The 14,058-nt window shown below is 64.3% G+C and carries 12 protein-coding genes; 4 read left to right on the forward strand and 8 right to left on the reverse strand.

Annotated features, from left to right (window positions below):
• Nucleotides 1-7: 7 nt before the first annotated feature.
• A complete protein-coding gene (gene hpf / locus AC07PT_RS02685; RefSeq protein ID WP_492350657.1) occupies nt 8-337 on the reverse strand; it encodes a ribosome hibernation-promoting factor, HPF/YfiA family in 330 nt (109 codons plus the stop codon).
• Nucleotides 338-658: 321 nt separating this feature from the next.
• On the reverse strand, nt 659-2,929 hold the full coding sequence (locus AC07PT_RS02690; protein ID WP_494655698.1) for a sensor domain-containing diguanylate cyclase: 2,271 nt from the start codon (nt 2,927-2,929) through the stop codon (nt 659-661).
• A gap of 298 nt (nt 2,930-3,227) precedes the next feature.
• Here AC07PT_RS02690 and corA point away from each other — a divergent pair, with 298 nt between their 5' ends.
• Entirely contained in the window at nt 3,228-4,214 is a 987-nt protein-coding gene (corA, locus tag AC07PT_RS02695; protein WP_019576976.1) for a magnesium/cobalt transporter CorA, read from the forward strand.
• Between the two features lie 16 nt (nt 4,215-4,230).
• Here corA and AC07PT_RS02700 read toward each other — a convergent pair whose 3' ends face one another.
• The 6 genes from AC07PT_RS02700 to AC07PT_RS02725 form a co-directional block, all read right to left on the reverse strand.
• The gene (locus AC07PT_RS02700; protein ID WP_492350655.1) at nt 4,231-4,995 is read right to left on the reverse strand and encodes a 5'-methylthioadenosine/adenosylhomocysteine nucleosidase; all 765 of its coding nucleotides are present in this window, start codon (nt 4,993-4,995) and stop codon (nt 4,231-4,233) included.
• Between the two features lie 103 nt (nt 4,996-5,098).
• Nucleotides 5,099-6,775 (reverse strand): long-chain-fatty-acid--CoA ligase, encoded by a 1,677-nt coding sequence (locus AC07PT_RS02705; protein ID WP_492350654.1) that lies wholly within the window; start codon nt 6,773-6,775, stop codon nt 5,099-5,101.
• A gap of 185 nt (nt 6,776-6,960) precedes the next feature.
• Nucleotides 6,961-8,400, reverse strand: coding sequence for an NAD(P)(+) transhydrogenase (Re/Si-specific) subunit beta (locus AC07PT_RS02710; protein WP_494655699.1), 1,440 nt, complete (start codon nt 8,398-8,400; stop codon nt 6,961-6,963).
• On the reverse strand, nt 8,397-8,720 hold the full coding sequence (locus tag AC07PT_RS02715; protein WP_019576972.1) for an NAD(P) transhydrogenase subunit alpha part 2: 324 nt from the start codon (nt 8,718-8,720) through the stop codon (nt 8,397-8,399). Before AC07PT_RS02715 ends, AC07PT_RS02710 begins: the two co-directional genes overlap by 4 nt.
• Nucleotides 8,721-8,753: 33 nt before the next feature.
• A complete protein-coding gene (locus AC07PT_RS02720; protein WP_494655700.1) occupies nt 8,754-9,491 on the reverse strand; it encodes a hypothetical protein in 738 nt (245 codons plus the stop codon).
• Nucleotides 9,488-10,630, reverse strand: a complete 1,143-nt coding sequence (locus AC07PT_RS02725) for a Re/Si-specific NAD(P)(+) transhydrogenase subunit alpha (RefSeq protein ID WP_494655701.1) — start codon at nt 10,628-10,630, stop codon at nt 9,488-9,490. Before AC07PT_RS02725 ends, AC07PT_RS02720 begins: the two co-directional genes overlap by 4 nt.
• A 148-nt stretch (nt 10,631-10,778) precedes the next feature.
• Here AC07PT_RS02725 and AC07PT_RS02730 point away from each other — a divergent pair, with 148 nt between their 5' ends.
• The 3 genes from AC07PT_RS02730 to AC07PT_RS02740 all read left to right on the forward strand — a co-directional run bounded on the left by AC07PT_RS02730 (nt 10,779) and on the right by AC07PT_RS02740 (nt 14,054).
• Nucleotides 10,779-11,267 (forward strand): NUDIX hydrolase, encoded by a 489-nt coding sequence (locus AC07PT_RS02730; RefSeq protein WP_492350649.1) that lies wholly within the window; start codon nt 10,779-10,781, stop codon nt 11,265-11,267.
• Nucleotides 11,268-11,314: 47 nt separating this feature from the next.
• Nucleotides 11,315-12,430: a tRNA 2-thiouridine(34) synthase MnmA gene (gene mnmA / locus AC07PT_RS02735; RefSeq protein WP_494655702.1), complete on the forward strand. Its 1,116-nt coding sequence runs from the start codon at nt 11,315-11,317 to the stop codon at nt 12,428-12,430.
• A 265-nt stretch (nt 12,431-12,695) separates the two neighbouring features.
• Complete coding sequence (locus AC07PT_RS02740) at nt 12,696-14,054, forward strand: NAD(P)-dependent oxidoreductase (RefSeq protein WP_494655703.1); 1,359 nt, start codon at nt 12,696-12,698, stop codon at nt 14,052-14,054.
• Nucleotides 14,055-14,058 lie beyond the last annotated feature (4 nt).

The following is a 14,058-nucleotide window of genomic DNA, read 5'->3' on the forward strand; positions in this document are numbered from 1 at the left end:
AGCAGCCTCACATCAGGCGTTTGGCTGGGTCATGATGGTGGTCCTGCATCCGGTCCTTGTGACGAACAACCTGACGATCCAGCTTGTCCATCAACTCGTCTACCGCTGCGTACAGATCCTCATGGGAACTCTCGGCAAACATGTCGTTGCCCTTGACGTGGACATTGCACTCGGCGCGTTGGCGGCGCTGCTTTTCCTTTTGCTTTTCAACAGTGAGTAAAACCTTCACATCAACCACCTGATCAAAATGTCGGGTGATCCGGTCCAGCTTGGTCGTCACATAACTACGCAAGGCGGGTGTAACTTCGAGGTGATGACCGCTGATCGTCAAGTTCATGAGTAGCCTCCTGTGCACTCTGGGTTGAAAACGCCACCTTTCAGGGTGGATGGCGAACCTCAAATTCGGTGAACCTGAATTCACTATGCGCCCGCAAAACCCGAATTGCAATGGCTTTTCATCAAGCCGTCACGGGTTTTTGAGCCAACTCGGGAAAGCCCTCAGAAGCCCCTCCATGGCACACGGATGAGGCCTTGACGCGACCTCAGAAGGGCGGCAAATTCAGTCAGTTGACCCGCTCGAAAAACGGCTTTTCCGGGCGGGCGGGCGGGCCAGAATTCGGCCCACTGGCGTCAGAGACCCCGGGCCGGGGCCATGACTTCAGCTCAGAACGAACTGCGCCTTGCCAGCGGCCTTGGCCTGGTACATGGCGGCATCCGCCCGCGACAGCAACAGCTCGGCCGACAAAGCGACACCGCCCGAGTCCCCCCCGGTGACGGCGACGCCGATGCTCGCGGCCAGGGTCAGCTCTCGCCCACCCAGCACAACAGGCACGGCCAACTCGGCAAGCAGCTTGCGGGCGACCAAGGCAGCATGGGCTGCCGGATGCGCCAGCCCCTCGAGGATGACGGTGAACTCATCGCCGGCCAAACGCGCCACCGAATCGGTCTCGCGCACAGCCGACTGAACCGTGCGGGCGAAATGACGCAGCACGGCATCGCCGAAGTCGTGCCCGTAGGTGTCGTTGTAGAGCTTGAACCCATCAAGGTCGAGAAACATCAGCGCCAGGCCCGTGCCCTGACGCCGCACCCGGGCCAAGGCCTCCACCAGACGCTGCAGAAACGCGCGCCGGTTGGGCAAGCCTGTCAGGGCATCGTGGCTGGCTTCATGCTGCAGACGTTGTTGCAACTGATACTGGTCGGTCACATCCTGGGCCAGGATGTAGAAGCCGTAGGGCGGACGCGACATGGCGGTGTCCGGGATGAAGTTGGTGTGTACCCGGATCTCACCCCGCCGGGTGTTCAGTCTGGAATCAAAACTGACCATCTCACCCGCCTGCACTCGCTGCAAGGGTTCGAGCTGCGCCGCCAACACCGCACCATCCATGAACCCATCCAGAGACTGCCCCACGATCTGAGCCACCGGCACACCAAACCAATCTTGATACGCCTGGTTGTTGAACTGGTAAATGCGGTTGCCGTCCACATAGGCGATCAGCGCAGGCATGTTGTCGGCCAACAGGCGCAAACGGGTGCGACTTTCCAGCAACTCGCGCTCGACCGCCTTGCGAGCCGAGATATCGTGCAAAAACGCATGCATGCGCACCTGCCCGTGAAAGCGATTCACCCCCAACGAGACTTCAGAAGGGAACAAGCGACCGTCGCGATGCTGGGTCTGTACCTCAAGCCGCCCACCCCCCATGCGGTCAAGCCCCTCCGCCCGAAGGCGCTCAAAAGCCACCTGGTAGCGCGGCACCACCCCCTGCGGTACCAGCAGATCAAAGACGCTGCGCCCAATGGCCTCATCACGTCGCCAACCGAAGGTATCGGTGGCTGCCTCGTTCCAGGCAGTCACCCGGCCACATGGATCCACCTCGATGAAGGCATCGGTGGCATGGGCCAGGGTGGCCCTGAACAGCTCTTTTTCATGCTCCAGCGCCACCTGGGCCGCCTGGCGGCGGTCCACCTCGGTGCTGAGGCGCGCATTGGCCTCGCTGAGCTCCTGGGTCCGGAGCTCAACCCGATGTTCCAGCTCCAGCTGCAACACCGCCAACGCCTGTTCTGAGGCCTTGCGAGCAGTGATGTCGGTGGCCACCAGCACAAAACCGGCCTCGACATCCCGCTCTGCCGCCAGACGCGAAACACCCACCAGAGACCAGGCCAACGACCCATCGGGGCGCAGAAAGAGCAACTCCTGAGGCGACGCGCTCGCATCGGGGCGCAGCAGATCATGCAAATGGCGCAGCACCCGATCCTTGTCAGGCGGAAACAACACCGATTCCAGCGGCTCGCCAGCCAGGCTGTCGGCACTGCAGCCCAGCAGTTGAGCCATTTGCCCGTTCACACGCAACCAACGCCATTGCGGCGAAACCAAGGCCATGCCAACCGAGGCCTGGGCAAAGGTACGCTCAAACTGAGCTGCCGAGAGGTTGGCACGCCGATCCGCTTCCACCCCTCGGAAATACTGCTCCACCAGGGCGGCAAAATCCTGCAGATCCTGGGCCTCTGACGCACCGAAGGGCCGCGGCTGGCGATCGATCAGGCACAAGGCGCCCAAGGGGTGTCCAGCCAAGGACCGGATGGGGCAGCCCGCATAAAAGACCAGCCCAGGCGACCCTGCGACCAGGGGATTGGCCATGAACCGGGCATCCTCACGGGCATCGCTGATCACAAAAGGTTCGTCATGCAGGATGGTGTGGCCGCAGAAGGAATGCTCCCGGGGCAAAGTGCGAGGCGTCTCCCCATGGGCGGACTTGGTCCACTGCAGCTCTGCCGCTACCAGGTTGACCATGGCGATCGGCACCTGGAAATGCCGGGCCGCCAGGCGGGTGATGCGATCCAACTCGGGGACCGACGCCAGATCACAGACCGCCAGCGACTCCAGCACCTGCAGGCGCTGAACTTCATCGGCCGGTACGCCGTACACCCTCATTGCGCGAACCTCCGATGGGACTGCCATAAGCCGCTTCAATGTAACAAATCAGCTTTCACCCGACCAGCACCTGAACCCTGAATGGCGCGGTGGAAAGGGCACCCCGGTCCGCGCCCTGAACAAGGGCTCGAAATGAGCCGACCAGCGTTGTTGCGGTGCGATAATCCGCCCAATTCAATTTTGGAGAGACCGCCTTGGAAACCTACCCCAGTTGGTAGCTTTCAATTCCCGTGGCCGCATCGGGGGTTGAAAGCACCCCATTCCCGACCGATTGCAACCCTGACCCACGGAGCGCGCGATGCTCAATATCTTTACGCTGGCCAATGGCCGGCTGTTCCAGGAAGAAATCGAATCCCTGGAGGAACTGTCCAAGTTTCAGCCCATCTGGGTGGACCTGGAATCCCCCTCGGTTGAAGAAAAACGCTGGATCAAGCAGTACTACGGCCTCTCCATCCCGGAAGACGCGATGGACGAGGACATCGAGGAATCCGCCCGCTTCTACGAAGAAGACAACGGCGAACTCCACATCCGCAGTGACTTTCTGATCGCCGATGACGATGCGCCCCGCACCGTGCGTGTGGCCTTCATCCTGAACCAGCACAACACCGACCTGAAAAGCCGAGGGGTGCTGTTCTCGATCCACGACGAAGACGTGCCGGTGTTCCGCCTGCTGCGCATGCGCGCCCGCCGCGCCCCCGGCCTGATCGAAGACGCCAAGGAAGTGCTGCTCAAGCTGTTCGATGCCGATGCCGAATACTCGGCCGACACCCTGGAAGGCATTTACGACGAGCTGGAAAAGGCCGGCAAGCAGGTGCTTTCCGGCGATGTGACCGACGCCCTGGCTGGCGAAGTGCTGGGCGCCATTGCCCGCCACGAAGACTTGAACGGCCGCATCCGCCGCAACGTGATGGACACGCGGCGCGCCGTCAGCTTCATGATGCGCAGCCGCATGCTGAATGCCGAACAGTTTGAAGAAGCCCGACAGATCCTGCGCGACATCGAGTCGCTGGACAACCACACGGCCTTCCTGTTCGACAAAATCAACTTCCTGATGGACGCTACGGTCGGTTTCATCAACATCAACCAGAACAAGATCATCAAGATCTTCTCGGTGGCCAGCGTGGCCTTGCTGCCCCCCACCCTGATCGCCAGCATTTACGGGATGAACTTCAAGGCCATCCCGGAGCTGGACTGGTCGCTGGGCTACCCCTATGCGCTGGCGCTGATGGCCGCGTCTGCCGTGGTGCCCATGCTGTACTTCCGCCGGCGCGGCTGGCTGCAGTGAACCTGGCCACCGCGCGTCAGGACGGCTGCTGACTCAGGTGATCCAACAGGCCGCCCACGATCAAGGTGGTGCAACGGCCCGCCACCGCCTCCAAGAAAGCCGGAAAATCGACATGCGCCTGGTCATCGGCCCGGTCTGAGATGGTGCGCAGTGCCGCAAAGCGCACCCCGTAGTCGTGACAGACCTGGGCCACCGCGGCAGCCTCCATCTCCACCGCCAAAGCCTCGGGCAGGCGGGCCCGCAGGCCCAGTGCCTCGTCAGCGGCCGAGACAAACCGGTCCCCGCTGATCAACAACCCCTGGTGCACCTGCATGGCATCCAGCCCATACAAGCGCCGCACGGACGCGTCAAAATGGCTCCCGACCCGGGCCTGCAGCGCCTGGGCGGCCACCCTCAGGCCTTCTGCCAACAGGGGATCGCAGGCGAAATGCGACTGCCCATAAAGGGGCACTTCATAGCGCGGAAACAGCGGCGAGGCATCCATGTCGTGCTGCAGGCAATGGGTGGCGACCACCACGTCGCCCACCGTCACGCCCTCCCCCAGACCGCCAGCCACCCCGCTGAACACGATGTCCGTCACACCAAAGCGCTCGATCAAGGCGGTGGCGGTGGTGGCTGCGGCCACCTTGCCGACACGGGACAGCGCCAGCACCACAGGCCGGCCGCGCCACAGGCCCAGGCAGTACTCACGGCCGGCATGCTGCTCCACACGCGGTTGATCCAGCAGGGCGCGCAGACCCGTCTGCTCCTGCGACAGGGCACTGAGAATAGCGAGCGTCATCCATCCAACTCCTGAACAATCGAACAGCACCCCTTGGCACTGAGCATGAAAAAGCGGCCCGAAGGCCGCCCGCATTGTGCCGCGTCCCGACCCGCGCCCGGGTTCAGGCCTTGTCGCGCAACTCCCGGCGCAGGATCTTGCCCACCGGGGTCTTGGGCAGATCGGTGCGGAACTCGATGATGCGCGGCTGTTTGTAGCCCGTCAGGTTGGCGCGGCAGAACTCCTTCACCTGCACATCGGTCAGCTCAGGGTGCTTTTTCACGATCACCAGCTTCACCGCCTCGCCGGTCTTTTCATCAGGCACGCCGACGGCGGCACACTCCAGCACGCCCTCCAGGTCGGCCACCACCTCTTCCACCTCATTGGGATAGACGTTGAAGCCGCTGACCAGAATCATGTCTTTCTTGCGATCGACGATCTTGAAGAACCCCTTGGCATCCACCACACCAATGTCACCGGTCTTGAAGAACCCATCGGGTGTCATGACCTTGGCGGTTTCATCGGGGCGCTGCCAGTAGCCGGCCATGACCTGCGGACCCTTGATGGCGATCTCGCCCGGCTGGCCCAGAGGCACGTCCAGGCCATCGTCATCGAGCAGCTTGAGGAAAGTGCTGGGCAGGGGCACGCCGATGGTGCCGGTGTATTCGGTGGCCGTCACTGGATTGCAGCTGACGGTGGGCGACGTTTCCGACAGACCATAGCCCTCGCAGATCGGACAGCCCGTCTTCTCCAGCCAGAGCTTGGCCACCGCGCCCTGCACCGCCATGCCTCCACCCACCGACACCTTGAGGTTCTTCCAGTTCACGGTGCCGAAATCCGGATGGTTCGCCAGCCCGTTGAAGAGCGTGTTGACCGCGGGAAAACTGTGGAAGGTGTGCCGGCGCAGTTCCTTGAACACCGAGGGCAGATCGCGCGGATTGGGGATCAGGATCAGCTTGCCCCCGGTGCGCATGGACAGCATCATGCCCACAGTGAAGGCAAAGATGTGGTACAGAGGCAAGGCACACACGCTCGTGGGCTGCTCATGGGCCGGCACCTGGCCCATCACCGGCGAATTCCAGGCCTCGGACTGCAACACGTTGGCGATCACGTTGCGGTGCAGCAGCACCGCGCCCTTGGACACCCCGGTGGTGCCCCCGGTGTACTGCAGCAAGGCCACATCGTCGGCCTTGATGTCGGGGCGCTTGAACGAACGACGGGTGCCCTGACGCACCGCATCCTTGAACCGCACGGCGCCGGGCAGGTGGTACTCGGGCACCATCTTCTTGACATTGCGCACCACGTAGTTGACCAGGGCGCCCTTGAGCAGGCCCAGCTCATCACCCATCGCGCACAGCACCACATGCTTGACCGGCGTGTGGGCCAGGCACTGCTGCAAGGTGGTGGCAAAGTTTTCAATCAGGATGATGGCCTTGGCGCCCGAATCCTTGAGCTGGTGCTCCAGTTCGCGCGGCGTGTACAGCGGGTTCACATTGACCACCACCAGGCCCGCGCGCAACACCGCCGCCACGCACACCGGGTACTGGGGAATGTTGGGCATCATCAGGGCGACGCGGTCACCCTTGCTCAGGCCCAGCCCCTGCAGGTAGGCGGCCAGTGCCAAGCTTTGGCGGTGGGCCTGCGCATAGGTCACATCCCGACCCATGAAACTGTAGGCCACCCGGCTGGCATGCTTCTCGAAACTCTCCTCCATCAAGGCCACCAAGGAGGCGTAATGCGAAGGATCGATGTCGGCGGGCACCCCTTGGGGGTAACTGCCGAGCCATGGGCGGTCGGTCATTTCTTGTCTCTCCAGACTCTTGCTTGGGAATATGCGCAGTCCTTCGAGTCAAGTCAGGCCTGCGTCAGCACAACCTCCTATTTTGATTCGTTTTTTTACAAAACGACACTCAATCAAGAGCTCACACCGAGCGCAGCCCGACGCAAAAGTATGCAATCACACAATTGCGTGCGTCTGGAGCGGGATCACTCCACCGCCTTCACCATGTCTTCAACCACCTTCTTGGCGTCCCCGAAGACCATCATGGTCTTGTCCATGTAGAAGAGTTCGTTGTCCAGGCCCGCGTAGCCTGCGGCCATCGAGCGCTTGTTCACGATCACCGTCTTGGCCTTGTAGGCCTCCAGGATGGGCATGCCGTAGATCGGGCTGCCCTTCACGTGGGCGGCCGGGTTCACCACGTCATTGGCCCCCAGGATGATGGCCACATCGGCCTGACCGAACTCGCCATTGATGTCTTCCATCTCGAACACCTGGTCGTAAGGCACTTCGGCCTCGGCCAACAGCACGTTCATGTGGCCCGGCATGCGGCCCGCCACCGGGTGGATGGCGTACTTCACGATCACGCCGTGCTCGGTCAGCTTGGCGGCCAGTTCCTTCACGGCGTGCTGCGCCCGCGCCACGGCCAGACCATAACCCGGCACGATGACCACGGTCTCGGCGTTCGACAGCACAAAGGCCGCGTCGTCCGCGCTGCCGCTCTTGACGTTGCGCTGCACCTGATCACCGGCCGTTGCCGTGGCCGCTTCACCGCCAAAGCCGCCCAGAATCACGTTGAAGAACGAGCGGTTCATGGCCTTGCACATGATGTAGCTCAGGATGGCCCCCGAGCTGCCCACCAGAGAGCCAGCAATGATCAGCATGGCGTTGTTCAGGCTGAAGCCGATGCCGGCCGCGGCCCAGCCCGAGTAGCTGTTCAGCATCGACACCACCACCGGCATGTCGGCGCCACCGATCGGGATGATGATCAACACGCCCATCACAAAGGCCAGCGCCAGCATGGCAAAAAAGGCCGTCCAGTTCTCGGTGACCATGAAGGCCAGCCCCAGGCCCACGGTGGCCAGGCCCAGCACCAGGTTCAGCATGTGCTGACCCGCGAACTGCACCGGAGCGCCCTGGAACAAGCGGAACTTGTACTTGCCCGACAGCTTGCCGAAGGCAATCACCGAGCCACTGAAGGTGATGGCACCGATGGCCGCGCCCAGGAACAGCTCCAGCCGGTTGCCCGTCGGGATCAGGTCGCCCTTGGCGTGCACGATCTGGAAGGCATACGGCTCAGCGACCGCGGCCACGGCAATGAACACCGCCGCCAGACCGATCATGCTGTGCATGAAGGCCACCAGCTCCGGCATCTTGGTCATCTCGACGCGCTGCGCCATCACGGCGCCGGCGCCGCCGCCCACCACCAGGGCGGCCAGCACATAGCCCAGTCCACCCACGGTGGACAGGCCGGCCGTTTCAGACAGTTTGACGATCAGGGCCGCCGTGGTCAGCACGGCGATCGTCATGCCGATCATGCCGAACAGATTGCCCCGGATCGAGGTGGTGGGATGGGACAAGCCCTTGAGCGCCTGGATGAAACAGACGCTGGCCACCAGGTACAGCAGGGTGACGAGGTTCATGCTCATGCTTTGTCTCCGTGAGCCGCCGGGGCCTTCTTTTCTTTCTTGCGGAACATCTCCAGCATGCGCCGGGTGACGAGAAAACCACCGAACACGTTGACTGCGGCCAGCGCCACGGCCAACACGCCCATGGTCTTGCCCAGGGGCGTTTCGGTCAGGGCAGCCGCGAGCATGGCGCCCACGATCACGATGGCCGACACCGCATTGGTCACCGCCATCAGGGGCGTGTGCAAGGCGGGCGTCACGGTCCACACCACGTGGTAGCCCACGTAGATGGCCAGCACGAAGATGATCAGGTTGATCAGGGTTGGGGATACAACATCCACGACTGTCTCCTTTGTATTGAGGCCGCTAGCGACCTATTGCGGCAAAGCCATCGGGAAATCCGGCAGATTCAAGGCCCCATCGAGGGACGCCGCGCTCAGACGCGCCGCCTGGGCAACCTTGCGGGCCCATTCCTCAGCAGGCCGGCCGGCCATCAGAAAATCACCGTTGCTGCGCGTCACCGGCTCAGTCAGCCGGCGGTTGGCCAGCACCTGCACCAGCACGTAGCCTCCGCCCTCGGTGTTGTAGCGGAAGTCCAGCGCACCAAAGGGTTTGGTCGGCAGGCTCTGGTGGCTGCCCAGGTAGGCGTTGAGCTTGGGATAGCGCGACGCCAGCCAGTCATGACCATCGGCCCAGCGCTTGTAGCGCAGGCAGTCGGTCCGCGTGGGGCTGCCGGCGGTGACATCCTCGACGTAAACGCCGCGCTCCTGCGGGCACGCATTGGGCACGGCCTGGCGATCTGGCCACAAGCCGCTGCGGTTGGACTGCACCACCATCACGGCCAGCAGAGACTGATCAGCGCCGCGCAAACCCACCACCCGGGTGGGCAACGTTGGGGCCGGCCGGGTCGCGTCCAGGCTGTCCAGCGACTCTTCACCACCGCCCAGATCCACCCATTGCCCGCCCGCTTTTGCCGCCGGCAGGCTCACCTTGGCCCGACCGGCCGAGGGACTGCCTTCGGGGATGACGGAGCACGCCGTCAGGCCCAGCACGGCAGCCGCCATGGCCCACGCCCCCAGGCGCAGGTTCAAGGGCTCACTCTTCATCCTCATGCGCGCTTCACCGTTCCTTCGTGCGTCATCAGGCAGGCGGCCACGATGTCGTCTTCCAAATCCACATGCAACTGCCCCTCCTTGTTCAGCACCAGCTTCAGGAAGTCGAGCACGTTGCGGGCATACAGTGCCGAGGCGTCTGCGGCCACCAAGGCGGGCAGATTGGTTTCACCCACCAGCGTCACGCCGTGGCGCTGCACCGTCTTGTCGGCCTCGGTCAGCGGGCAGTTGCCCCCCGGGCCACCGTGCGGGCCTTGCGGACCCTTGCCCGCCGCCAGATCCACCAGCACCGAGCCGGGCTTCATGGCCTTGACCATGTCTTCGGTCACCAGCACCGGTGCGGCGCGGCCAGGAATCAGCGCGGTGGAGATCACCACGTCGGCCTGCGCCACGCGCTTGGCCACTTCAACCTTCTGCCGCTCCAGCCAGCTCGGCGGCATGGGACGCGCATAGCCGCCCACGCCCTGGGCCGCTTCTTTTTCCTCGGCGGTTTCATAGGGCACGTCGATGAACTTGCCCCCCAGGGATTCGACCTGTTCCTTCACCGACGGGCGCACATCCGACGCCTCGATCACCGCCCCCAGGCGCTTGGCCGTGGCGATCGCCTGCAGGCCCGCCACACCCACCCCGAGAATCACCACGCGGGCCGCCTTCACCGTGCCTGCGGCGGTCATCAGCATCGGAAAGAAGCGCTGGTACTTGTCGGCAGCGATCATCACGGCCTTGTAGCCGGCAATGTTGGCCTGCGAGGACAGCACGTCCATGCTCTGGGCCCGTGTGGTGCGCGGCGCCGCCTCCAGGGCGTAGGCCGTGAGTCCGGCCGCAGCCAGGCGCTGCAAGCCTTCGGCGTCAAAGGGGTTGAGCATGCCCACCACCGTGGCCCCAGGCTTGAACAGGGGCAACTCCGCGGCAGACGGCGCCCGCACCTTGAGCACCAGACCGGCGCCAAAGGCCCCGGCGACATCGGTGATGGTGGCGCCGGCAACCACATAGGCCTCGTCGGTCACGCTGGCCGCCACACCGGCACCCGACTGCACGGCAATCTCGTGCCCCTGGGCTTTCAGTTTCTTCACGGTTTCCGGGGTGACCGCCACCCGGGTCTCCCCCGCCGCTGTTTCAGCAGGAACGCCAATGAACATGAGACTCTCCTCGTGGATGAATGACCGGTATTTTTCGAATGACCGCGAGCTTACATGATGCCCGACGCGCGGTCGTGTCCAGGAGGAGACCGACGTTTGCGCGCCTCCGCGTCAGAGCGACGTCACATCGCCCGGGAATAATGGCGGGATGAAAATCCGTTGGAAACCCAGTGTCACGGTGGCCGCCCTGATGGAGCGCGACGGCAAATTCCTGCTGGTCGAAGAACACACCGACTCCGGCCTCAAGCTGAACAACCCGGCTGGCCACCTCGATCCCGGCGAATCGCCCGCCGATGGCTGCGCCCGCGAAGCCCTGGAAGAGACCGCTCACCACTTCAAACCGACCGCTCTGGTGGGCATCTACCTGTCACGCTTCCGCAAGAAATCCACGGGTGAAGACATCACTTACATGCGCTTTGCATTTTGTGGCACCGTCGGAGACGAAGTCCCCGGCATGGCGCTTGACGAGGGCATCGTGCGCGCCCTGTGGATGACGCCCGAAGAGATCCGCGCCAACCAGCACCGGCACCGCAGTCCGCTGCTTTTGCGCTGCCTGGACGACTACCTGGCCGGCAAGCGCTACCCGCTGGACATGGTCTACACCGACGAGACGGTGCTGCAGACGCCCCCGCCTTGACCCTGACGCGGACAGCCCATGGCCCCGGCGGGGATAATCCCGGGGCTATGAACAAACAACGCATCGTGGTGGGCCTGAGTGGCGGGGTGGACTCCGCCGTCACGGCGCACCTGCTCAAACAGCAAGGCCACGAGGTCATCGGCATCTTCATGAAGAACTGGGAAGATGACGACGACAGCGAGTTCTGCTCCAGCCGGCAGGATTTTCTCGACGCGGCCAGCGTGGCCGATGTGCTGGGCATCGAGATCGAACACGTCAACTTCGCCGCCGAATACAAGGACCGCGTCTTTGCCGAGTTCCTGACCGAGTACCAGGCCGGCCGCACCCCCAACCCCGACGTGCTGTGCAACGCCGAGATCAAATTCAAGGCCTTTCTCGACCACGCCATGCGTCTGGGGGCCGACCGCATCGCCACGGGCCATTACGCCCGCGCCCGCTTCAACCCGGCCACGAAAAAGCATGCGCTGCTCAAGGGCCTCGATCCGGCCAAGGACCAAAGCTACTTTCTGCACCGCCTGAACCAGGCCCAGATCAGCAAAACGCTGTTTCCGGTCGGCGAGCTGCGCAAGACCGAGGTGCGGCGCATCGCCGAAGAAATCGGTTTGCCCAATGCCAAGAAGAAGGACTCGACCGGCATCTGCTTCATCGGCGAGCGACCGTTCCGCGAGTTTCTGAACCGCTACATCTCCCGCGAGCCCGGCCCCATCAAGGACGAGCGTGGCCGCAAACTGGGCACCCATGTGGGCCTGTCGTTTTACACCCTGGGCCAGCGCCAGGGCCTGGGCATCGGCGGCGTGAAGGAAAAGGGTGCCCAGCGCGGCAGCGGCGACCATTCCCCCTGGTTCGTGGCCCGCAAGGACATCCCCAACAACACGCTGTGGGTGGTGCAAGGCCACGATCACCCCTGGCTGCAATACCGCAGCCTGCAGGCCGACAACGCCAGTTGGGTGGCCGGCGAGCCCCCGGCTCAAGCAGGGCTGGGCGCCAAGACGCGCTATCGGCAGGCCGATGCCGCCTGCACCTTCGAACCCGGCACGACGGCCGAGACCTTCGGCCTGAACTTCACCGAGCTGCAATGGGCCGTGACCCCTGGCCAGAGCGCCGTGCTGTACGACGGCGAAGTCTGTCTGGGCGGCGGGATCATCTCCGCAGCCCAGGCTTGACCGCCCGGCGAGTGCGCCTCGCCGGCACCACACCCACCACCTGAGCTGCCGAGCCGTTGAAACACGGAGCGGTCGCGACCACGCGCACCGCCGCGGTGCCGAGCGCCCCAACTTCAAACACCTGCGCCGCCTCGCGCTGAGGCTGCGGGTCTCGTGTCGCGCCGACATGGTGCAAACCCGCATCACAAACCTGGCACACCTGTTGCATCATGAAAAAAGCTGACCATTTGATCAGCTTTTGACGATCAAAACAGGAGTTGCCCCCGTGACCCAGACACCGACCACCGGCCCCGACATCCAGGCAGGGCGGCTCGCCCCAGCCGACTATGCCCAGCGCTTTGCGGACGCGGGCGATCCCTTCACGGCACAGCAGGCCGTGCTGGAGGCCGAGCGCTGCCTCTACTGCTACGACGCCCCCTGCGCCACCGCCTGCCCCACCAGCATCGATGTGCCCAGCTTCATTCACCGCATCAGCCAGGGCAATGTGCGGGGCGCCGCCCAGGCCATCCTGAGCGCCAACCCGCTGGGCGGCATGTGTGCCCGCGTCTGCCCCACCGAAGAGCTGTGCGAGGCCGTGTGCGTGCGCAACACCCAGCAGGGCGTGCCGGTGGCCATCGGCAAACTGCAGCGCCACGCGGTGGACGCCGTGATGCACCTGCCGCAGAGCGCCCTGTTCCAGCGCGCCCCGGCCACCGGCAAGAAGGTGGCCGTGGTGGGTGCCGGCCCGGCCGGCCTGGCCTGCGCCCACGGCCTGGCCCTGAAGGGCCACGACGTGACCGTGTTCGACGCCCACGCCAAGCCCGGCGGCCTCAATGAATACGGCCTGGCCACCTACAAGACCGCCGACAACTTTGCCCAACGCGAGATCGACTGGCTGCTGGGCATCGGCGGCATCACGATCCAGACCGCTTGGAAGCTCGAATCGGCAGCCCAGCTGGACACCCTGCGCGCCGACTTCGACGCGGTTTTCCTGGGCATCGGCCTGGGCGCCGTCAACCAGCCCGCGCTGCCCGGCAGCACGCTCGCCGGCATCCGTGATGCGGTCGACTTCATTGCCGAGCTGCGCCAGTGCACCGACCTCTCCACCCTGCCCGTGGGCCGCCGCGTGGTGGTGATCGGGGGCGGCATGACCGCGGTCGACGCCTCGGTGCAGTCGCGCCTGCTGGGCGCCAGCGAGGTGCACATGGTGTACCGCCGCGGCCCCGAGGCCATGGGTGCCTCGGAGGACGAACAGACCTGGGCCAAAACGAATGGCGTGGTGATCGAGCACTGGCTGGCCCCGGTGGCCTTCGAAGGCGAGCAAGGCGCCGTGCGGGCCGTGCGCTTCGAGCGCCAGCAACTGGTCGATGGCCGCCTGCAAGGCACGGGCGTCTTTGAAATCCGGGCTGCCGACACTGTGCTGCAGGCCGTCGGCCAGAAGCTGGCGACGGCTCCCTGGCTGCAAAACCTGCAGCTCGAAGCCGGCCGCATCGCCGTGAATGCCCAGGGCCGTACCAGCCTGGCCGGCGTCTGGGCCGGCGGCGACTGCGTGGGCGGCGGCCGCGACCTCACGGTCGAGGCGGTCGAAGACGGCAAACAGGCCGCCCTCGCCATCCACAGCACCCTTTCTTCTTCCAACGCCTGAGCCC

Source organism: Curvibacter sp. GW821-FHT09D12, assembly GCF_059416245.1.